Below are 22,363 nucleotides of genomic sequence, written 5' to 3'. Positions count from 1 at the left end.
CTTTACGACTCTACTATTGGTTTTCAAATTGCCATGTTATTTAGCAGGGTCAACCAGGATATAGGGTTTTTGTTTTTTCTTGGGCTTCAGATATTTGACTTTATCGCTGCCTTTATAGGCTTTCTGGGCCTCTTCATTGCCGTATGCCAGGCGATAACGGACTTCACCCCAGGGTTTGCCCATGGGATCGCAGGTATCCATGATCAGCTTGGCGACATTGCCCAATTGTTCAGGGGTACGGTCAAGATTTTTCTTGGAGTAGCGGCCGGATTTGTTGTTGATGATCCAGGTTCCGTCTTCAAAAAGGATTTCACCGCCGAGACGGGCAACTGAACCTGCTACCCCGGAGGTATGGCCGAATTTTTCTTTCGGATATTTCTTTTTGCCTTTTTTGACCTTAACTTTCTTCTTCCGGCCGTCTTCCGGGCGGATGTAGCCATTTTTGTACTTTCTGCCCATGGGATGTCTGGCTTCCTGAACAACGGCCACATTGCCATCGGCATTCACGATGTAGTTGTAGACGCCGATTTCCGGATCAAGGACAGCACGATGAGCTTTGGTCGCTACCTGGAGGTAGGGATTGAGCATGATTCTGTCCTGTTTGTCAACTTCATAGTATTTGATATAAGAGGGCAGTGCCAGGGTGCCGTACAGCTTGTCCAGCTCGCTGTTGCCAATGGCAGGAACGCCGGCGAATTTATGGCCGTTGTTTTTTGATGCCGGCCAGTAGTGAAGCTGGGGATTTCCGTCTGCCTTCAGGGGGATCTTGTCGGCATCTGTGACCCGGGCATTTTCAAAGGCCAGGATGGAGTCTCCAATAAGCTGAATAGCTGCGGCTTTTCCCAGGAAGCCCTTGGCCTCCAGTTTGAAGTTGCCTTTTTCGTCACGCCCCTTATAGGAGGTAAACCAGGTCTTGACAATGGTGGTCACGCCGGGAAATTTTGCGTCAAGATCTTTTACGTTATTGCAAACCGCCATGGGAGTGCCTTCCTGAACCATCAAGATTTTATAGTCTTTTTCACCGCCGTCGAGCAGGTCAAGAACGCCTAAGGGGCGGGCCTTTACAACAGAACCGATCTCAGTTGATGGGCCGAGCACGATTACGTCCATGGGATCACCGTCGCCGCCCTGTTCTTTGGGCAGAATGGTTCTGGGAATCATTCCGTAGTTTCCAGGATAGCCAACATATTTCACAAAACGGGGTTTGCCGTTTTTCTGTTCTAACTCGAGCATCCCTGTTTTTTTATTCACTTCGTACTTGGCTGTATGACCTGCTGGAATCTCAATGACAACGTTGTAGGTACCGTCGACATTTAATGCAGAATAGCCTGTTAGGTAATTTTTCTCTCCCTGGAGCACCGACGCATTAGGCGTGACGGTAGCCTGGGCGCTGGTCAGGGTGAATCCCACCACTGCTGCAGCTACGACCAAGGATGCTAAAGACTTTCTTATGTTCATTGAATCCTCCTGGTAAAATATTGAAACACTCTGGTTATGGATGATTGCTGCCCGGTCCCATTGTCAAACCGGGGTCGGACAGCATGATGAAGCCTAAAATTATGACGGGTCGTCATTAAAAGAGATGGTCCCGTCCTTGCCTTTTTTCGGGGGTTTATAGGATCTCATTTCAAGATTTTTAATCCCTGTGTACTCGGGGAAGGTCAGGCCGCCCTTGCGCAGATATGTTGCCTTGGAGCCTCGCCATTGGGCATTTTGGGGCAGGCCGATCTCTTTGTCCATTTTCTGGTATATCTTCTGGATAATATTTTCAGCCGCCGTATGGGTTTTTGACATGTCATAGTAGTCTCCAGTGGGGTAACCAAAGGAAAAATCATATACAAAAGCCTTTTCACCGCTTTCTACAGGCAGCCACGCTTCCATGGAGATCCCTGCAGGAAAGGGCATCCCCGGCAGGATAACAAAACCGGGTTTCATGCGGATGCTGTAGGCTCCAATACCGACCAGTTTGGTCTTGGGGTCCAGCCCCAGGGTTTTAAGGTGAGGAACAAGGGCGGCAAAATCTGCAAGGGTAACCGGGACATCGGTAAGATCCACATCAATCTTGGTGGCTTTTTCAAGATAGGTGTCCAGAGTATAGTTGGCTGCCGGCCCGACGTTTTCCTCGATAGAGGCATCTTCTTCATCCGGCATTGCGTCAAAAACCCGCTCAGGATTGTCACGGTCGATAAATTTCACAGTCAATGCGGCTGAAGCCGGTTTCCCGCCAAAATACTTGGTGGTGATTCTGACCACATATCCGAGTTTGGTCAGATCTCCTTCTGGCGTATCAAAATACACCTTGGTTGAATAGGTGAACCCGTCTGCATTAAATTTTTTTTCTTTGAGGACGATGTTTTCCTTTTTTGCAAACGCTTTGATTTTTTTCCATATCGTTGTCAAGCCTGTTTCCGGATCAAAGCCGACCTTTGCCGGATCGATCAAAAACTTCATTTCCCTTGCTTCAACGATTTCAAGGGCTTCAGGGTGCTTGGCAATCTGAACCTTGTGGGGATGTGATTCCTTGGCACCGGCTGACAAGGCCGCAAAAGAAAGAAAAATAAAGGACAATCCCAGCATCAGGGACAATCTGTTTTTCATTTGATAACTCCCGCTTTTTATTGATTTGATTTAAAAAACTACATTCCAATTCTATTCCAACGTCTTTAAATCCCTCATTCCGGCAAACTTAAAATTTGACTCTATACCTGAATGACACACCATTGTATTCAATGTCCAATAAGGTGTGCTTATCGGCTTTATATTAATTTTTTATCAGGTGAAAAGCACATCAAAACAATGGGTTAAAGAGGATCCGGGATAATCACAAAAGAGTTCTGGCAATCAAGAATGAATTAAAATAAGCCGGCTAAAAAGGAAAATCAGATCAATGAAAATTCAAACATAAAGAGGGGAATACATGAAGACCGGCCCCTTGACAGACCAGGGGCCGGATCAAAAGCTTAATTGAAATTCGGGCTTAGCCCGAAGGTGGTCTTGGTTTTGGACAGATTGAAATCAGAGTCAATGCCCTTTTCTTTCAAGGCGTTTTCAATTCGCTGGGCAACCTTTCCCAGATTATCATCTGATGTGCGCCCTTTAAAGGAAATTTCTGATACAAACGTTTTTGGATATCTGTAATAAGGACTCCAGACGGCATACTCTGCTTCAACTTTGCCTGAAATTTCTGTGACAAGGCCTTCCCAGGACAGGGCCCGCATGACAATGGTCTGCTGGATCTGGTCCGCGTACTGGGAGAACACCGGTTCCACAAGGGTCCAGGCCTCTGAATTGCCCTTCCGGATCAGCTCTGCAACGGCTTTCACATCCACCTTTCGCACATCAATTTTGGTGGGATTCATTTTAATATCATAGCTCACGCTGTATTTTTTTTGTCCGTTTACAATATCGATCTCAGCTTTTTTATAGTTCTTCAGATCACCAAACTGTTCGGGAGAAGGGGCTCTTAATTTTACCGTGATCTTGCTTTTCCACGGTTTTTTCAGGTCTTCCCTCACCCGGACAATCAAGGCTTTTTTGCTGAACTGCCTGTCAGGCGTATCCAGGTAGGTCACAAGCTTTTCTTTGCGTTTTGCTTCAAAGTCAATAAAGTCATAATCGTCCGCCCGTTCGCCTGCCAGTGATTTGGGGGCCATCTCAAAAGTTTTGGGCTCATTGATGCCAAATGCATATTCAACCTGGTCAAAATCTTTTTTATCCAATGCCTGGGCGGGTAGTGCAAAAAAAACAGACGCCAAAAACAAGGTGCAGCATGCAAGTACTCTCATGTATTCACTCCTTTTGTTCCGGTATAGTTTAGAAATCTTACCATTTCCATTCAAATAATTATCATGGACGTTGATCCTTGATAAAACTCAATAAACGGCTAAGGTACTACACCAGATCCCGAGAGACTAATTAAGTCTGCTTATGAAATCTATTTTTATCTATTATCGGTGCAGCATAGGCTTAATATTATTTTCATGTAATATCAAGTCGTTGCCGATAAATAAATCCCATGGGCGTATAACGATTTCCCATGACCCCTCCCTTTCTTTGGGACCATAAAATTTCCTTATCTCCATTATGGCCAAAACTAATTAGACAAATTTTGTAGTTTAAGGTCTTTTTACTACATTGGTAAACAATGTTTTTACTACATTAGTAAACAATGTTTTTATTCAGGGTTTTTCAGGACCGGCGTGTTGCCGGTAACAAATTTCCCTCTAAACAAACAAAGGCAAGAGGAGATTAAGCATGAAAAAAGGGTTTATCACCGCAGCAATCTGCGCACTGGCGATTCCTGCTACCGCCATGGCTGCTCCCAGCAATGAAGAACTGCATCAGATGATTATTGAAAATCAGAAACAGATCACTGATGTTCAGACCGAGAGTACCAAGCAGGGTAGCCACATCGAATTTTCTAAAAAAACAGGGGCCCCGGAGTGGAAATCCCCAGACGGCAGATCCTCGTTCGCGATCGGCGGCCGGGTAACAACGGATATCGCCAACTTTGATGATATGTACAAGGGCGGCAAAAAAAGCAAGCTGACGAGAAGCAACACATCAAACGAAGTTCGCAAGTTATACCTGTCTGTGGAAGGCACGTTTTCCGAGTTCTGGGAATATGAAATCCAATGGGATTTTGCTGAAGCCGAGGTGGATCTCAAAGACGCCAACCTGACATATACAGGACTCGAAAACGACGAGTTCACCCTGGGCTGGCAGAAAGTACGCTACGGCCTGGAATCCACCACCAGCTCCAAGTACACGAACTTCATGGAACGTGGCCTGACCGATGTCTTTTCGCCTGAACGCGGTATCGGCGCTCTGTGGACTCACAGATACAGCAAAGGTATCACCCAGGTGTCTGCCTTGTATTCAAACGGGTATGCCGAGCAGGATCTCGTTGATCACCAGGCCGATGCTGCCACTTTCCTGGGCCGGGTGACCTATGTCCCGGTACTGGACAAGGAACGCGGCCAGGTTTTTCATCTGGGAGCCAATATCGGACACTTTAACTATGATTATGCTGATGATGCTGATGATGAAGATGGGGATCAGGTCCTGGAATTTGAAGCCAGACCCAATGCCCATCTGGCTGAAAAACTAGTTGGTGTGGATTTCGAAAATCCTGAAAAAGACTGGCGCTATGCCCTTGAAGCCGCCTATTCCGGCCATGGTTTTCTAATTTCTGGTGAATATGCCGGTGTAAGGGTGGATGATGCCGACAATAACGAGACTTACAACTTTGACGCATTTTACCTATCTGCCTTTTATATGCTTACCGGAGAGTCCCACAAGTATAAAAAGTCCTCCGGGTATTTCAAAGAGGTCAAACCCTTTAACCCTGTCTCCGAAGGAGGATACGGTGCCTGGGAAATTGGCGCCCGGTATAGTGCCATCAGTCTCACCGATGGCGACAAATTCGGAGGCGATATGTCCACCATCACCCTCGGGCTCAACTGGTATCTTGAGAACAACCTGAAATTTGTCCTCAACTATGTACATTTCGATGCAGACAACTATGAAGATGATCCTGACTATGTCGACAGCCAGCGCGGCAACATTGTCATGGCCCGCATCCAGTACTACTTCTAATTCCATTTTTTAAGAAAGCGCCAAACCGAAAAGTGCCCGGAGACATAACTCCGGGCACTTTTTCCCAATTGAATCGGTAACTAAAGGCAATGATGCGGCCGTTAAGGCCGCGAAGACAGAGCCATTATCCTTTCCGCCATGGCTGCAAAACAACAGGGAATCAAATCCAAAACAGGGACAAAGTAGCTGTCCACTGTTCTCATATTTGAATGAAGTCGTCTAAGCCAAACAGATAGAAGCTTTTTATCCTGCATATTATCAATATGAAAGCAATATAACACCGGGGTGATGATAAAAAATAATACTATAAGAAAACTTAAATGAAACTTGTAGCGTTCAATAACATGAAACTTGCAGGGAAACTTATAGGCGGCATAGGGCTGGTGATTCTTTTATTCGCCTGCGCACTGGGCACATTTTATTACTCCAATAATTTTACCATAACAAAATATGATTCTATCTGGCATATGGACAAAGCTATTGCAAACGATTCACTGGAGATCATTGGTCTGCTCAATGACAGCCGCAATGATGAAAAAAATTATTTGGCACGGAAGAAGATAAAATATATTGGCAAATTTGAAAAAAAAACAAGCCGGATAAAAAGCAAGGCTATCGATATTGCAAAGATTGCTGAAATAATCAAAAACAAACACTTTAAAGAAAATGCTGAAAGAATAATACAACACTCGGATCGGTATAGGTCTGCGTTTCATAAAGCAGTATCTCTTTGGGATAAAAGGGGGATAAACCACGAGTCCGGCTTCCAGGGCGAGTTCAGGAAGGTCGCGTTGAAATTGATGAAACAGGCTGAAGAAAGTAATGAAACAGAATCCCTTGTTTTGCTGCTGACTTTGAGAAAAAATGAAAAAGACTATCTTTTGAGGGCGGATAAAAAGTATGTCGAAAAAGTGTTGGAAACAATCGACAAACTCTTGACCAATCCCGGAATATCGCAGGAAGATATTAACAAATATAAGAAACATTTTCTCTTGCTTGTTGAAGCAGATAACCAGATAAAGGCTGCTATTAAAGATTTAAGCGATGTCATAGATGTAATAGAACCCATTATTGAAGAAAATTACAATCTTGCGGTAAAAAATGCAGAAGCGAAAATGGAAGCTGCAGGAAAACGTAGTGCTTTTCTGGAACGCATCGCCATCCTTATCTCGATGATTGCTTTTTTGCTTGGATTGTTTATTACGATCGCCATTACACGCAATATCACAGGATCTGTCAAAAAAGTTGTCTTGCTTGCCAAGGATATGGCAAACGGAAATTTAACCCAAGAGCTTGATATAGAGCAGAAAGATGAAGTCGGATCCCTGGCCGCTTCCATGAACAGCATGGTATCACGGCTGAACAAAATGATCAGGGATATTAACGATGGCATCTATACTCTAACATCCTCATCCACAGAGCTTTCTGCCATATCAAGCCAGATTGAATCAAACTCGGAAAATACCAGCACAAAAACAAAAAATGTATCTTCTGCTGCTGAAGAAATGAGCGGCAATATGAATTCCCTAGCTGTCGCCACTGAACAGGCCACAACCAATATTCAGATGATTGTGGCAGCTGCCGAGGAGATGACGGTAACAATTCAGGAAATTGCCAGTACTGCGGCAAAAGGAAGTGAGACTACCACCCATGCTGTGGGCAAGGCAAAGCAGATGTCTCAAAAAATTAACGCCCTTGGAAGTTCTGCATCACAGATAAACAAGGTGACGGAAACCATTTCAGATATCTCCGAGCAGACCAACCTTCTGGCCCTCAATGCCACCATTGAGGCCGCCAGGGCAGGCGAAGCTGGCAAAGGCTTTGCCGTAGTGGCAGGAGAAATCAAGGCCCTTGCCCAGCAGACAGCAGTCGCCACTACCGAAATCAGTGAAAAAATATCAAGCGTGCAGGCAAGTACAGATGAATCAATCACTGTTATAAAAGAAATTATAGATGTCATTAATGAGGTAAATGGCTTTGTAACAACAGTTGCATCTGCCATTGAAGAGCAATCTGCCACCACACAGGAAATTTCAAATAATGTTAGCCAGGCTGCTTTAGGTCTGCAGGAAGTTAATGATAATATAAACCATGCAAGGTCAGTTACAGGGAAGGTCACAAATGATATCGCCGAAGTTAATCAGGCGGCCGGGGCAACAAATGCCGGCAGCAAACAGGTAAAAAAAAGTGCGGCAGAACTTTCAAGACTTGCAGAGGATCTTAATGAAATGGCAAGCTGGTTCAAAATTTAAAACCGACCCTTAAAAATCATATCCCGGTGGCAGGCACACTACAGCCTTCCACCGGGATATATAACTTGGATTCGGCATCTTTCTTGTCGATCACCTATAATCCCGTTTGAGTACAGCCATAAATTCTATCTGGCTTTTTGAGAAGAGACGACCCTATTTAGGATAGACAAAACAGGATGGCCAGAATCGGGTGGGGCTATGGAAAGGGGAATGAGGAGAGAAAAAGCATTAAAAACAAGCTGCCCGGGTCAAAGAGAGACCCAATGGCAGCTTGTCTGGCGGCAGGACTGTGGTCAGTAAACTACATCTTTAAAACGCTTTTGGCTGCTTTCAGGTAGTTAACATTTTCCAGCCCATCAATTTCCAGGGCCTTTATGGCTTTTTTCATGCCCTCATAATCTTCACTTTCCACGCAGGCTGTTTCGATGAGGGCGCCGTTGAAAAGGACTTTTCCATATTCACAGATCATGCCGTCAACGGAGAAGCCGTATCTTTCTTTCTGAACGTCAACGGCAGACAGGTCTGCATCGGCATCCACCATGGAAATGAATTCGTCAAGGGTATAGGTATCCTTATCCAGAACGACATCAGCCTGGAGGTTTTCAAAGATTTTTCCCAGTTCTTCCTTGTTGACCGGGAACTGGAATTTTCCCCTGGGCTGGAAAACTTCGTATCCGTCCGCAGTCTCGCTCACCTTGATTTTGATATCCAGCAACCCGTCACGGATCTTTACATTGGCCTCATTGGTGAGTCGGGAAACAATATATATTTCGCTGCTGGTCCTTATTTTAAACAGCTTGGCCTGGGCCTTCCACATAGACTGGGTGACAATGTCCAGAATATTTTGTCCAAATACCCTGAATTCAGCTCTGGGTACCAGTTTTTCCGCATCTTCCGCGGAAGTGGCGGCGTTTTTTTCAAATACATCTACCATGATTTTAACTCCGTTATTATAATTATGGGGTTATTTTTTAGGCCCTCTGACACTTCTGTCCGGGCCAGCTTTTTTTCTATGGCAGGGGGGGAGGATAGAGCCTTTTGGGATGTATACACCTCCTGCTGAAATACGTTTTGAATAAAAAATAAAGATATAAAACTCACTACTGCGGCAATGATGGGTGTGGTAATCCATCCGCTGGCAATTCCGCCGACCATTTTCCACCTCACACTCCAAAAGCCTTTCTTTAACAGGCCGATGCCGATGACAGCACCCACCACTGCCTGGGAACTGGAAACCGGAACCAGGGGAATTGACGGCAGACCGTTGTTGATCAGAAAGGCTTCCAGGGACTGGGAGGAGAATACGAAAAGGACAATGGCATGGGCCCATACCACAACGCTTGCCGCAACAGGGGTAAGCTCCACAATGCCTTCGCCCACGGTCATCATTACCTGTCTGGAATAAGTGAAGACGCCCAGGGAAATGGCGATGCCGCCGATAAGGAACAATTGCTGGGCCGGTGATAATGAAAAGGGGCCAATAAAAAGCGTTTCAAAGGGGGATACCGGCAGAAACACGCCCATGACATTGGCGATATTGTTGGCTCCCAGAGCGTAGGACCCGCATATACCGGCAATCAAAAGGGACCACCTTGTATACAAATCCAGCCGGAACATGTGGATTTTGCATGTATTGATAAAAAGGGCGGACAACCGGTACAGAACAACGGCGATGATACCGGAAAGCACAGGACAGACCAGCCAGGTCATGGCAATCTTGGTCAAAGCGGTCTGGTCCACGGACGATCCTGAAAAAAGGTTCCATCCGACGATGGCCCCCACAATGGCCTGGGAGGTAGACACGGGGAATCTGGCCTTGGTCATCAAGTAGACGCTCAAAGCTGCTGAAAACGCCACAATAAACGCACCGGCAATGGCATTGACAGCCCCCAGTTTGCCCAAAATGTGCGAGGCCCCTGCCCCGCTGATCACGGCACCTAAAATTACAAATATACTACAGCATATGGCTGCAGTCCTAAACCTGACCATTTTGGATGCCACTGCCGTACCAAACACGTTGGACGCATCATTTGCCCCTAAAGACCATCCCAAAAAAAGACCACTGGTTAGAAAAAAAGCGAACATAGATATTCCCTATAATGTACGTTTAATGACATAGATATTCATCCGGTCAGCCACGTCCTCTGCCCGATCAGATATTTTCTCAATATGCCGAACCAGATCGCTCAGGAGCATGCGATGGCTCAACCGGATATTCTCCTTGCGAAAAATTGCGGTTCTCAGACGAGTGGAAATTTTGTCGCATTCGGTTTCCCAGAAGGACACTTTGTGTAGATGGTCCCTTACGGCTGCAATATCAGTAAAAAAGGCTCGGGAAGATTTAACAATAGATTCAACAGCCTCGACCACGCCTTTGATCAATTCCTGGAAATCTTCGACAAACTCAGAATCAATATTGGGCCGTTCAATTTCAAATCGCCAGAGCGCCCCCTTGAACCTGTCCAAAAGTGAATCCATATTCTCCAGCAGTTCCAGGACATCCCCACGGGATTCGGGGATAAGGGTTTTGGTATGAAGGTGCTCGATGATGGCCCGCTTCAATTCGTCACCCTTATGTTCTATCGTTGAAATATCGGCCAATACTCTGTCGAAATTTTCATACTCTCCCTTAAGATAAAACCGGGCACCTTCCTGAAAGACGAGTCCAGAACGGCTGACCTGGTCCATGAAGTCATTGATCTGTTTTTCAATACCGGTTTTTCTGCTGATAATATTGAATTTCATAACGACGGCCCCTTTTCGCATTAAATCTGACACGAGCTTTCAATTGACCCTTACAGAAAGTTTATGTTAAGAGTTCCAAGTAAGTGGCCATTTTTTAACACGCTCCGATCCGAATTTTAAATCATCATTGAAAATGGAGGCCATAAGCATTCATTATGAATCTCATGAACATTGACCATCTGAAATCCTTTTTTATGGTCGCCAAGATCGGCAATTTCACAAAAGCAGCAAGGGCCCTGTTCTTGACCCAACCGGCTGTGAGTCAGCACATCCAGGCCCTAGAACATTTCTATGATACAGTCCTCTTTGACAGAACCGGAAAAAAAATTATGCTGACCCGCCAGGGAGAGATCCTCTTTGAGCAAACAGAGGAACTGCTTGCAAAATTCCAAGAAGTGGAAACCATTTTCATGGGCATGAACAACATGAGTCGTGGCCGGCTTGACATCGCTTCATCCGCGGTGATCAGCGCCTATATGCTTCCAAAAATCATCGGCAAGTACCATGGCACCTATCCAGACATCGAACTGAATTTGCGGGGGGGCAACACCCACAAGACAACCATTATGGTCCTTGAAGGCCAGGTGGATTTTGGGTTTGCGACAGGGCCTCCCAGCCGGTATCCTGAAGTTGAAGCTGTTGGTGTTCACCATGAAGAGATGATTGCAGTGGTGGCTGGCGACAGCCCCCTGGCAAAAAAAAACCTGATATCCATATCCGATCTTAAACGCATCCCATTTATCACTCGGGAGCACGGCACACAAACCCGGCAGTTTGTTTCCACCTGGTTTTCTGAATATAAAACCGATAAATCCGATTTAAAATTTATAGAGCTTGAAAATGTTGAATCGGCAAAACGAATCGCTGAAGAAGGATTCGGCATCACCGTCATTCCAGAATCCGCCGTTAAACGGGAACTCGCGTCAGGCCGGCTGGCCCGTGTAAATTTAAAGGGGTTCAGGGGGGATGCAACTTTTTATCTTCTCTACCATAAGGCCAGAAAACTTTCCGTGGTCGCCAAGGCCTTTTTATCCATGCTGTCTGAAGCCTTTGATTGTGAGGATACCCTGACTTCAAAACTGAACATTCCCGCCCGCTAAAGAGTCCTTTTCTAAAAAAACTGCGGGGGGGCAAATGAACGGGATCACTGCCGTGAGATTGACTCTCCAGATAATAAATTTTGATCCCCAAAAAACGCATGCGCCAGTCAGTATTGCGGCGAATCCAGATCCATAAGAATCGGTTATGTCATCCATAGCGAATTCGAATTTGACCGGCCGGGGCCCCATCTTTTATATTCTGCTTTTATAGTTTGTTTTATGAAAGCCCCACAGCGACGCATTTATTATTTTAAAATAGCTTACAGGAGAAAACATGCCCCAATCGATCAACCAATATCTTCTCAGTGCCAAAATAGATATCAACGACAAACCCATTGACCTCATGGTCATGGGGAACGAGGCTGCCGATCTTGACTCAATGGCCTCTGCAATAGCTTTTGCCTATATCCGATCCCAGGTGGAGCCCGATAAGAATATTGTCCCTCTCATGCCCATCGTAAAAGAAGATTTCAAACTTAGAACTGAAGCCGTATATGTGTTTAAAACGGCCCAAATTGACCTGGACAATCTGATTTTTCTGGATAAAATGCCCCAGTCCTTCATGGAGCGCGTAAACAACCTGGCCATTGTGGATCATAATAAACTGTCCGGCACCTTTGAGGACTACGGCGACAAGATCAGGATAATCCTGGACCACCACAAGGAAGAAGGGCTATACAAAGGGGCTGAACGCCGAGTCATTGAGCCGGTGGGATCCACAGCCACCCTGGTGGGCGAGATACTGATCCGGGAGCATGCCCGGCTCATGCACACTCAGTTGGCTACACTTCTTACGGGCACCATTCTTCTGGACACGGTGAACCTGGACCCTGCAGCGGGGCGGGTCACGGAAAAAGACAGTGAAATTGCTGTCAAACTCATGGAGTACTTCCCCCTTGACCCAAATAATTATTTCAGGGAAGTCCAGAAAGCCAAATTTGATACCGCCGGCCTGTCGACCATTGATCTTCTCCGCAAGGACTACAAAGAATTCAAATTCAATGGTATCAGTTGCGGCATTTCTTCCGTCCTGCTGTCCATGGCGCAGTGGACCAATAAAGACAATGAACTCTGCCTGGGGTTTGAGACCTATGCCAGCCGCAGGAATCTGGATGTGCTCCTGTCCATGAACGCATACACAAATCCGGATTTTAACCGGGACCTTGCCGTCTACTGCAGGGACGCGGCGATCCACGACAAGCTGATTTCATTTCTTCAGGAAAAGGGCCTCGACCTGAAGGACCTCTCATTTGAAGGCCAAAAGCCCTGTCTGGAAGGCAAACTCACCTTTTACTCCCAGGCAAATCTTGGCATATCAAGAAAAAAACTGTCCCCCATGATGGATGAACTTTTTACCAATTAGCCTCCGCCAGGCCCTCGGATACCTGTTGTCCGGGGGCATTTTTTAATACCCGGAGTACCCATCGGCTCCTACTATCCCCTTGCTTTTCCGCTAAAAAAATGATCCAGGAATTCATAACCATCCATGGCAGGTTTCAATTTGAAATTAAGCAGAAACTGCTTTTCCGTCCTTCAGAAAAAAAGAGAAAGTATGTCATAGAGACCTTTTTTTTTATCCCCAATTCCTTAGGTATAAATGAACGGACCTATACCAAGCAGATGTTCTACAGCCGTCTGAAAAATTACATTCGGTTAAGAATCCCGGACATGCCAGGCTCCTGTACACCAGACCCCAACGTCTTCATGGCAAAGGTCATATTCGCCCTAGACCGGATCAATGAAAAAGATAGCAGGGCCACCCGGGCAACCTACTGCAATGCCGTAAAGATATATGCCTTGATGGTAAAAAAACAATTGAGAATGAATGTCCTTAAAGGAAAAGCACTGCCTGCTAAGGAACTGAGCACTCTCATTCATGATACCCTGAATAAGACAAGCCTGGGCGCCGTTCTTCTGCGAACCCATGAAATAACTCATGGTCGTAAACTGGATAGTGACTCCCATAGGGTCCTGATCTATTGCAACGAATATATCAGCATGTGCCTGGCTTATTATTTGTTCCGATTTCTTGACCTGGCTTCCTGGAATTGTGAGGATGAGGATCACGCAAATATTCGGAAAAAATTATTAAACCGGATCCATAACGAGTTGGACTACCAAAAACAGTTCGGTGACACCTCCGAAACTTCCATCAATAAGAACAGCGAAACACTGATCTATAAATGGAATATATTAAAAAAATATGTTGGCAGTCCCCTTTATCTGGAAATCAGGCATAAAAAAGAAGGCACCGTCCTGTTCCAACTGATCTCGGGCTTGGCCGCTGCCTTGGCCATGTTTTTTGCAACAGCTGTGGCTTTTATTTGGCAGGACACCTACGGGTCGCTTAGCAGGCCGCTTTTTTTGGCACTTGTCATCGGATATGTTTTTAAGGATCGGATGAAAGAGGTCATCCGGAATTTTTTGTCGACAAAACTGAAAAGAACGCTCTCCGACCGGCAGCAGTTTGTTTATCAGAATTTTTCAACCCTCATCGGCAGGTGCCGGGAAAATTTATATTTTATTAAGGATTCTCAGGTTCCAAAATCCATAATAAAACTCAGAAACAAAACACATCTGGTAGATATTGAAAATTCCTTCAGGAGTGAAACCATTATGTATTACCGAAAGAAAATTTTGATAAAAACCAGGGCAATAGGTCAAGCTTGGGACGGCCTTATAGATATCACTCGCCTGAATATCAGCGATTTTCTCAATAACATGGACGACCCCAAGCATACCATGTATGTCTGTGGTAAAGATTCCTACCAAAAGCGGTCAATCGATAAAGTTTACCACATGAATATGATTCGTTGCCACAGAATCGGGAATAAAAAAATATGCAAACGATTCAGGATCGTATTCAACCGAGACGGCATCAAACGCATAGACCACATCATCCCCAATGAAAAGTCCGACACATAAGATATACTTATGTATTCTACAATAGGTTATTATTTGTATTTGCAGCTCATATACGAGATATAGGAAATAGATGAAAAATAGCCCTGACGTGTACAAAGCATATAAGTACCGTAAATAAAAAAGGAACTATAGGCCCATATATTCAAGGGCCGATCAAAGGAGAAAAAATGGGCCCGAAAATGAGGACTGACACACCGGCGACCAGACAATTTGATTCTCTGGATATGAGCAACTATACCCTCGAAAGGCTTCCCGTGCTGCCGATCGGTCCAATTATGGCACTGTTAAAAAGGATCGGCCTGCCAGTGGCAGTTTTATTCTTTTGTTTTTTCCATTTCAGATTTTGCGGATCATTCGAGTCTTTTGAGGTGCAGACCAAAGTGCCTCCCCAAAGCTGCTATACCATGCTCGGCATCTTCGGTGCATCATTGATTCTATGGATCACAGAGGCAATACCCAACTACCTTACGTCCCTCATCCTGATCGTCTTGGTCGTCACTACCGGTATTGTTAAAGAAAAGACAGCCTATGCCTATTTCGGCCATAAGGTAATGATCCTTAACATTGCAAGCTTTATCTTAGCCAGTATGCTTGTCTCCTGCGGACTAGCAAAACGTATCGCGTTAAAATTCATTCTAAGGGCAGGTCACAAGGCAACGCCTGTTTTCTGGAGTTTTTTGATCCTGAACATTATCCTTGGGGCCTTTGTCAGCGCAACAGCTGCAAAAGCCGCACTTTTGATGCCTCTCTTCATGGTTATCAGTGCCATTTACGGAGCAAACGGAGGTGACAACCGTAATAATTTCGGACGAAATCTTGTACTCCAGAACCTGCTCGGCATCAATGTTTCCTGCAGTGCCTATATGACAGGTTCTGCAGCAAACCTTGTTGCGGCTAGTATGCTCATCGGCGCAGGAGCGGAACTTTATTACATGGACTGGTTCATGGCTTTGGCTCCTTTGGCGCTTATCGTCTGCGCCTTAGGATGGTGGTTAGGAACTCGGTTTGTTTTCCCTCTGTCAGAAATCGAAAAATCACCATCCATCAAAGGCGGTCTAGGCCGCTTGCAGGAAGAATTGGACGGCATGGGCCCGTTTTCGGTAAATGAGATAAAATCCACTATTATTTTTCTATGCGTTCTCGCACTCTGGGCGACCGATAAACTCCACGGCATCAGCGCCACCGCTACTGCATTGATCGGTGCAATCGCCGCATTGATGCCTGCTTTTTCAGGATTACCAAGAATCGGATCCATAAATTGGAACGATACTGATATTCCCTGGCATCTCCTATTGTTCAGTTTTGGTGCATATGTATTAGGTGGGGGGATAAAAACCACCAATATTGTTGCAATCGGCATTACCAATCTTTTTGAGGCCTTTGGTATTGGGCAGGATGCTCCCAGACTTCTTATTTTTCTGCTGCTGAGTATTCTGTTTGCCTTTAGTTCCATACTCAATCAGAGCAAGACAGCCAGAACAATTATATTCTTTCCGATCATCATCGGTATCGCCCAGAAGTTTGGATGGGATGTTCTGGGATTTGGCCTGCCCCTGGCCTTTCTCATCAACCAGGTTTATGTTTTATATTTCAACAGCAAACCTGCGACCATCTGCTATCTAAGTAATCATTATTCTAGCTGGGAATCCTTCAAATACGGAATAATCATGCTCACAACTGTCTGTCTGCTGCTGATTCCATGGACCCAGTACATTATGCCATTAATGGGGTTTGACAGTCGGTTATGGTAGGAAAGGCAATTGGAAGCCTTGTGTAAAACCTTTTGAATATTGAATCTGTTCTTTTTGTTTGGCCCAGGTTAATAAAATTGGCATGGGCCAATTTATTCCATGCCATAAGGTTGAAGCCCTTAGGCTTGCAATATGCAAATTCTTTTTTATGGTTAAAACTCAACTTTCTGGATTCATTGAAGCGATCAGTTGAAATGGATAACTTTCTGAATTTATAGTATAAAAAACTTGTTGAGTCTTACCGTTTGATATATAGCGGAGTTGTGAAAAACACAATAATATCAAACAATAAGGACTCAAATGATCCATAGATTGATGCTGAAACACAAGCTGACATTCAAATTCTGGGCAAAATTGATGATTTTTTCAATCAATTTAGCATTGCCACATACCCGCATCGATGTGCGTCAAGAAACGACATGGTCATAGTGTTCCTTCCTTGATTATGGCGATTTTTACACTTCCGTTTTTGGAAAGAACTTTCTTCAGGGGCATTGTGAGCAATGACAATGTATCATTCGGGAAAGGTGCTGCATGCAAAGTTCTTAAGAAAGCAGATCCCACTGGAGAAGGTTGCTATTGATCATAGGCTTGAAACTTTATGATTTTTTAACCGATTACCAGATGATGACCCTGAATCTGTTCTGAGAGTGGATGACAGCCCTTATGATCGATCCCGATCTAAGTCGGTAGAACTTCCTTTCCAGAGTATGGGATCCTAGCAATGGTCGTTCTATTAAGGGATGCAGAATGCTTGCACTTTGCTGGTCCAACGTCAGGATTGATTTTCAGCAAGCCGGGGGGATCAGGCAGGGAGAGGCAAGGGGTTGAAGCGGCTTAAAAGGCCGGGGTTCCGGGACGGTTAAATCCCGGGATAATACCATGCCGGTTTAATTGGCCATGTGCTCCGACACATGGGAGGCAATGAGATCCCGGATCCTGTCGGCCAGTTCAGGGACAGGGATATGCTCAAGTTCGGAATAGGGAATCTCATCCAGCACCCTGACTTCCATGTTGTGCCGTCCGTGAAATTCCAATGAATGCTTGGGAAGGGCGTCCTTTGTATGGTTGAGAACAATGGGCAAAATGGGCTTTTTCATCTCTTTGGCCAGGATAAAGGCACCGGGTTTAAAGGGTTTGACCCGGCCGGTTTCAGACCGGGTTCCTTCCGGGAAAAAGAAGACGGATATGCCCTTCTCCAGAAGGTCCCGGCACTCCTGCATCATCTTTTCCACACTGGACCTCTCCCCTCTTTTCAGTTTGATATAGCCGTTCAACGACATGTTCCAGCCGATAAAGGGGAGGCGAAAAACCTCAGCCTTGGACACCCATCGAAAGGGGAAAAACAGGCGGTAGAGCACCAGGATGTCCAGCTGGGACTGGTGATTGGATACGATGACGTAATTTTTTCGGGAATCCATTTTTTCCCGCCCGAAAATGGTCACCGACCACAGGGGCATGCACCAGGTGTAAAGGGAGGCCCAGAATGAGGTAAAAAGATGGAGAATCAAAAGTTTCCGGTCAAAAGGCAGGGTTAAAATCCGGATCAGAACCGCAAGACAGAACAGAAAAGCGGAACTGATCCCGATGAAGAGGATATAGCTGAGGGATAAGATGCCGTTAAGGCTAAAGCTCATAGGGCGTAAGACTCTCATACCCGTTTTCGGTTACAAGAATGGTCTGCTCAAACTGGGCAGACAGGGAGCCGTCATTGGTCACAGCGGTCCATCCGTCCTCCAGCACGTGGAGTTCCTTTTTTCCCAGGTTGATCATGGGCTCGATGGTGAATACCATGCCGGGCACCAGGACCACCCCCCTGCCCGGGGATCCGAAATGGAGGACCTGGGGCTGTTCGTGGAAATCAATGCCCACCCCGTGTCCCACAAATTCTCTGACCACAGAGCATTTCTGGGCTTCGGCATAGGACTGGATGGCATGGCCGATATCCCCCAGGGTGGCTCCCGGGGCCACGACCTCGATTCCCCTTTTTAAAGACTCGGCTGCCACGGAAACGATCCTCTGCCCGTCAGGGGTGGGGGTTCCCACAAAAAAGGTCTTGTTGGCGTCGGCATAATATCCGTTGAGAATCGGGGTGATGTCCACATTGACGATGTCTCCGTCCTCCAGTACATGGTCTCCCGGTATGCCGTGGCAGATCACCTCGTTGACGGACACGCATACGCTCTTGGGATATCCCCGGTAGTTGAGGGGAGCGGGGATGGCGCCGGCCTCAACGGTCTTTTCATGGACATAGGTATTGATCTCATCGGTCTTCAAACCGGGACGGATCATCTTTTCCACCCCGTCCATAATGGACAGGAGGAGTTCTCCGCATTTTTTTATGCCCTGGATCTGTTCATCTGTCTTTAAGATGATGTCATACCGGTTTTTATACTCCTGACTGACAGAGACCTCTGCTTTCTTATTCCGGCAGCAATTTTTGTATTTTAACCCTGAACCGCAGGGGCAGTCAGAGTTTCTTCCGATTTTAATGGACTTTTTTTTCATTTTATTTTCCGTTCCCAGCATTGGTCTGCCGCGGAGGTTCCCCACAGAGAATGGGGGTATGTTTTTTCAATTTTAATGTCAACCAGATCACCGATTTTAATGCCGTCTGAAGCAAAATGAACAATTTTATTGGATTCGGTCCTTCCTGTCATCTGCCGGGTCTTTGCAGAGGGTTTGACAAACCCGTCCCGCTCCTTGGCGCTGAACCCCTCCACCAGAACCCCAAGGGTTTGCCCGATTTCCGCCCGGTTCTTTTTTTCGGTAAGGGTTTCCTGGAGTTCCAGGAGTTGATTGAGCCGGTCTTTTTTTTCCGTTTCTTCCACCTGGCTTGAAAATTTAGCTGCCGGAGCCGAAGACCGGTCTGAATAGGCAAAGGCAAAGATAGAATCAAACCGGGCCTCTTGAATCAGATCCAGGGTCAGATGAAAATCCTCTTTGGTTTCAAAGGGAAAGCCGACAATGATGTCCGTGGACAGGCCGATGTCCGGGCAGGCCTCTCTCAGGGCCCGGATCCTGGACAAATAGGTTTCCCGGGTATAGCCCCGGTTCATCTTCTTGAGAATTTTATCGGAGCCGGACTGAACCGGAAGATGCACATGACGGCATACCTTGTCAATATCCCGGACCGCATGGATGAGTTCCTCTGAAAGATCTTTTGGATGGGAAGTGGCAAACCGGATTCTCTTGATACCCTCAATCCGGCTGACTTTTTCCAGAAGCCCGGGAAAGGAAAGTCCCTGTTCCCGGATCCCGTAGGAGTTGACGTTCTGCCCCAGAAGGGTGACCTCTTTGATGCCGTTTCGGGCCAGTATCCGGATCTCTTCCAGGATGGCTTCCGGGGCCCGGCTTCTTTCCCGTCCGCGGACATAGGGGACCACGCAATAGGTGCAGAAATTATCGCATCCCTGCATGATGGTCACAAACCTTGACACCTTGTTCTCTTCAAAACAGGTCTCATCGGGCAGGGCCTCAAAGATCATGTCGGATTCTTCGATATCCACGATCCTCTGGGTTCCTGATTTGAGTGCGTCGATATGGGCACCGAACCGGGAAAAGGCCTGGGTCCCCAGGACCAGGTTCAGGTGGGGAAGACGGTCAAAGGCCTTTTTCCCCTCCTGCTGGGCCACGCACCCGGCCATCACCGTGATAAGATGGGGGCGCCTGGTTTTTTCCCTGGCAAACCGGCCCAGAAAGCTGAAGGCCTTTTCTTCGGCCTTGTGCCGGATGGAGCAGGTGTTGCAGACCACGATGTCGGCCTCATCCATGTCCTGGGTCTTTTCAAACCCGTATGAATTGAGTATCCCGGCAAGCTTTTCTGAATCATAGACATTCATCTGGCAGCCGATGGTGTTGATAAATGCCAGTCCCTTATATTTCGTCAAACCTGAAATCCTTTTTTAAGTCCTCAATCACATGGGAAACGGTCTTTGTCCGATCCGGCGGCATGGATATCCTGATGTGGCCTTGGGCCGGGTCAAGTGTGGTCACCACACCGATTCCCTCATGGGCTTCAAATATAAATCGGATAAATCCGATCCGGGCCTTGTCCACCCGGTATTCCCTGCGAATGGTTTCCATAATCTTTTCGCTTTGATATTGAGGTTCTAAGCGTGGGAGTATACCATCTCATCCCATAAATTCCCAAACAATTTTTTGACTTTACCCCCTTTAACCGCTATATTTTTGTCCTTAACAAAAATGGAATCCTTATTCACATATCTGACCCCGGACCCTGAAAAGGCCAAATCCCTTTCCAGGGAACTGGACTGTCTCCCGGTGATTGCCGGCCTGCTCCTGGAGCGGGGAATCACAACGGCAAAAGAAGCCCGTTCCTTTCTTTCCCCCGGCTTCAGCGAACTGGGGGATCCCTTTGCCTTGAAGGACATGGACAAGGCGGTGGAGCGGATTTACGCCGGGATTCTGAACCAGGAAAAAATAATGATCTTCGGGGATTTTGATGCCGACGGTGTCACGGCCACTGCCCTTTTGGTTGAATTCCTGACCCTTCTCAAGGCAGACCTGACCTGGTATATTCCCCACAGGATACAGGAAGGATACGGACTCCAGCCCGACCATGTGGCCAGGGCCGCGGAGATGGACGTGGATCTGATCATCACCGTTGACTGCGGCATTTCCTCCATTGATGCGGTTGAAGCCGCCGCTGCCGAAGACATCGATGTGATCGTCACGGACCACCACGAACCCGGGGAGAGCCTGCCTCTGGCTCTGGCCCTCATCGACCCCAAACAAGAGGACTGCCCCTCGGGTCTGGATTACCTTGCCGGCGTCGGCGTGGCCTTTTTCCTGGTCATGGCCCTGAGAAAATTCTTCCGGGATAAAGGGGTGTGGAAGGAAATCAATGAACCCAGCCTTCTGCCTTTTCTCGATCTTTTTGCCATCGGCACCATCGGAGACATGGTTCCCCTGATCAAAGACAATCGGATCCTGTGCGTGGCCGGAATCAAAGAGATGCAGAAGAACCAGCGTCCCGGTCTTGCCGCCCTCTTCCGTGCATCCCGCCTGGACCCCGGCCGTCTGGACTCGGATGACGTCTCCTTTAAGATCGTCCCCAGGATCAATGCGGCCGGCCGGATTTCCCATGCCCGGATCTGCGTTTCCCTGCTGATCTGCCCAAGCCATTCAGAGGCGGACAGGACCGCCCAAATCCTTGATGAACTCAACCGGAAGCGCCAGATGATCGAAAAGGAGATCGTGGCGGATATTGAGAACCGGATCTCCAGAGATGCCGGTCTTCTGGATCACCGTCTGCTCATGATCTGGGATTCGGATTGGAATCCCAGCGTTCTAGGGATCGCTGCCTCCAAATTATCCAAAAAATATGTCCGGCCCGTGGTGCTCATGTCCAGTGTAAACGGAAATATCGTGGGTTCATGCCGGAGTATCAATCAGATCAATATCCACCAGGCCCTGGCGGAAAACGCCCATTTGCTCGTAAAATTCGGAGGGCACTCCATGGCTGCGGGCCTGACCTTGACCGAAAAAAGTTTAAAAGACCTGAACAAAGGCCTTTTGGCCCATCTCGATACCTGTTATTCCGACCCGGATTTCATCAAGACCCTGACCATTGACGCGGAACTCGACTTCAAGGAGATCAATTTTTCCCTTGCCCGGGAGCTGAGCTGCCTGCGCCCGTTCGGCACGGCCAATCCAGAACCTGTTTTCCTGCTCCGGAATGCAAGGGTGATCTCGTCCCATATTCTGGGAGGCCTCCACCGGAAGATGATGCTCCAGGACGACCGGTCCGGATCAGGGGATCCCATTGAGGCCTTTCACTTCAATGTCAGGGATATGGATAACCTTCCCAGCTTTTTCAGCCACTTGGCCTTCCGCCTGAAAATCAACAAATTCAGACCCGGGACCGTGCAGATTATTATTGAAGACCTATGATTTTTACCTTGATTAATTGCCTGTTTTTATAGTATATCTGTGGATTAGCGTTTAATGATTTCGTAAATTTAAGGAC

At 46.8% G+C, this 22,363-nt stretch carries 17 protein-coding genes; 7 read left to right on the top strand and 10 right to left on the bottom strand.

The features are described from left to right. Nucleotides 1-36 precede the first annotated feature (36 nt). From F608_RS35325 to F608_RS33270, 3 genes are all read right to left on the bottom strand, one after another. Nucleotides 37-1,458, bottom strand: a complete 1,422-nt coding sequence (locus F608_RS35325) for an inorganic diphosphatase (RefSeq protein WP_022668380.1) — start codon at nucleotides 1,456-1,458, stop codon at nucleotides 37-39. Between the two features lie 99 nt (nucleotides 1,459-1,557). Further along, nucleotides 1,558-2,598, bottom strand: coding sequence for a hypothetical protein (locus F608_RS0124505; protein WP_022668379.1), 1,041 nt, complete (start codon nucleotides 2,596-2,598; stop codon nucleotides 1,558-1,560). A gap of 362 nt (nucleotides 2,599-2,960) precedes the next feature. Next, nucleotides 2,961-3,785 carry a hypothetical protein gene (locus F608_RS33270; protein WP_022668378.1) on the bottom strand — a complete coding sequence of 275 codons (825 nt, stop codon included), beginning with the start codon at nucleotides 3,783-3,785 and terminating at the stop codon, nucleotides 2,961-2,963. 469 nt (nucleotides 3,786-4,254) lie between these two features. Between F608_RS33270 and F608_RS0124495 the strand changes: the two genes are divergently transcribed. Together F608_RS0124495 and F608_RS35320 are read left to right on the top strand one after the other, a co-directional pair. Continuing rightward, a complete protein-coding gene (locus F608_RS0124495) occupies nucleotides 4,255-5,598 on the top strand; it encodes an OprO/OprP family phosphate-selective porin (RefSeq protein WP_022668377.1) in 1,344 nt (447 codons plus the stop codon). Between the two features lie 320 nt (nucleotides 5,599-5,918). Then, a complete protein-coding gene (locus F608_RS35320) occupies nucleotides 5,919-7,850 on the top strand; it encodes a methyl-accepting chemotaxis protein (RefSeq protein WP_051148653.1) in 1,932 nt (643 codons plus the stop codon). Between the two features lie 301 nt (nucleotides 7,851-8,151). Here F608_RS35320 and F608_RS0124485 read toward each other — a convergent pair whose 3' ends face one another. The 3 genes from F608_RS0124485 to F608_RS0124475 are packed head-to-tail and all read right to left on the bottom strand — an operon-like array spanning nucleotide 8,152 to nucleotide 10,595. Beyond that, on the bottom strand, nucleotides 8,152-8,784 hold the full coding sequence (locus tag F608_RS0124485; RefSeq protein WP_022668375.1) for a hypothetical protein: 633 nt from the start codon (nucleotides 8,782-8,784) through the stop codon (nucleotides 8,152-8,154). Beyond that, nucleotides 8,778-9,935, bottom strand: coding sequence for an inorganic phosphate transporter (locus F608_RS33260; protein ID WP_022668374.1), 1,158 nt, complete (start codon nucleotides 9,933-9,935; stop codon nucleotides 8,778-8,780). The genes F608_RS0124485 and F608_RS33260 overlap by 7 nt, the downstream gene beginning before the upstream one ends. A gap of 9 nt (nucleotides 9,936-9,944) precedes the next feature. Next, nucleotides 9,945-10,595 (bottom strand): DUF47 domain-containing protein, encoded by a 651-nt coding sequence (locus F608_RS0124475; RefSeq protein ID WP_027363092.1) that lies wholly within the window; start codon nucleotides 10,593-10,595, stop codon nucleotides 9,945-9,947. 155 nt (nucleotides 10,596-10,750) lie between these two features. Here F608_RS0124475 and F608_RS0124470 point away from each other — a divergent pair, with 155 nt between their 5' ends. The 4 genes from F608_RS0124470 to F608_RS0124455 all read left to right on the top strand — a co-directional run bounded on the left by F608_RS0124470 (nucleotide 10,751) and on the right by F608_RS0124455 (nucleotide 16,371). Next, nucleotides 10,751-11,695: a LysR family transcriptional regulator gene (locus tag F608_RS0124470; protein WP_022668372.1), complete on the top strand. Its 945-nt coding sequence runs from the start codon at nucleotides 10,751-10,753 to the stop codon at nucleotides 11,693-11,695. 274 nt (nucleotides 11,696-11,969) lie between these two features. After that, complete coding sequence (locus F608_RS33255; RefSeq protein ID WP_022668371.1) at nucleotides 11,970-13,058, top strand: DHH family phosphoesterase; 1,089 nt, start codon at nucleotides 11,970-11,972, stop codon at nucleotides 13,056-13,058. A 341-nt stretch (nucleotides 13,059-13,399) separates the two neighbouring features. Then, complete coding sequence (locus tag F608_RS0124460) at nucleotides 13,400-14,620, top strand: hypothetical protein (RefSeq protein ID WP_153307600.1); 1,221 nt, start codon at nucleotides 13,400-13,402, stop codon at nucleotides 14,618-14,620. Nucleotides 14,621-14,787: 167 nt separating this feature from the next. Next, a complete protein-coding gene (locus tag F608_RS0124455) occupies nucleotides 14,788-16,371 on the top strand; it encodes an SLC13 family permease (protein ID WP_022668369.1) in 1,584 nt (527 codons plus the stop codon). Between the two features lie 890 nt (nucleotides 16,372-17,261). Here the strand turns inward: F608_RS0124455 and F608_RS0124450 are convergent. The 4 genes from F608_RS0124450 to F608_RS0124435 are packed head-to-tail and all read right to left on the bottom strand — an operon-like array spanning nucleotide 17,262 to nucleotide 20,457. Next, nucleotides 17,262-18,008 (bottom strand): lysophospholipid acyltransferase family protein, encoded by a 747-nt coding sequence (locus tag F608_RS0124450; RefSeq protein WP_022668367.1) that lies wholly within the window; start codon nucleotides 18,006-18,008, stop codon nucleotides 17,262-17,264. Continuing rightward, nucleotides 17,998-18,879, bottom strand: coding sequence for a type I methionyl aminopeptidase (gene map, locus F608_RS0124445; RefSeq protein WP_022668366.1), 882 nt, complete (start codon nucleotides 18,877-18,879; stop codon nucleotides 17,998-18,000). Before map ends, F608_RS0124450 begins: the two co-directional genes overlap by 11 nt. Beyond that, nucleotides 18,876-20,261: a tRNA (N6-isopentenyl adenosine(37)-C2)-methylthiotransferase MiaB gene (gene miaB / locus F608_RS33250; RefSeq protein WP_022668365.1), complete on the bottom strand. Its 1,386-nt coding sequence runs from the start codon at nucleotides 20,259-20,261 to the stop codon at nucleotides 18,876-18,878. Before miaB ends, map begins: the two co-directional genes overlap by 4 nt. Beyond that, nucleotides 20,248-20,457: a DUF4911 domain-containing protein gene (locus tag F608_RS0124435; RefSeq protein WP_022668364.1), complete on the bottom strand. Its 210-nt coding sequence runs from the start codon at nucleotides 20,455-20,457 to the stop codon at nucleotides 20,248-20,250. Before F608_RS0124435 ends, miaB begins: the two co-directional genes overlap by 14 nt. 120 nt (nucleotides 20,458-20,577) lie before the next feature. On the opposite strand from F608_RS0124435, the gene recJ reads away from it, so the two are divergent. Continuing rightward, nucleotides 20,578-22,287 (top strand): single-stranded-DNA-specific exonuclease RecJ, encoded by a 1,710-nt coding sequence (recJ, locus tag F608_RS0124430; RefSeq protein ID WP_027363090.1) that lies wholly within the window; start codon nucleotides 20,578-20,580, stop codon nucleotides 22,285-22,287. Nucleotides 22,288-22,363 lie beyond the last annotated feature (76 nt).

Origin of the sequence: Desulfospira joergensenii DSM 10085 (assembly GCF_000420085.1) — a bacterium.
Lineage (GTDB): Bacteria > Desulfobacterota > Desulfobacteria > Desulfobacterales > Desulfobacteraceae > Desulfospira > Desulfospira joergensenii.
This window is presented reverse-complemented; position numbering and strand designations above follow the sequence as displayed.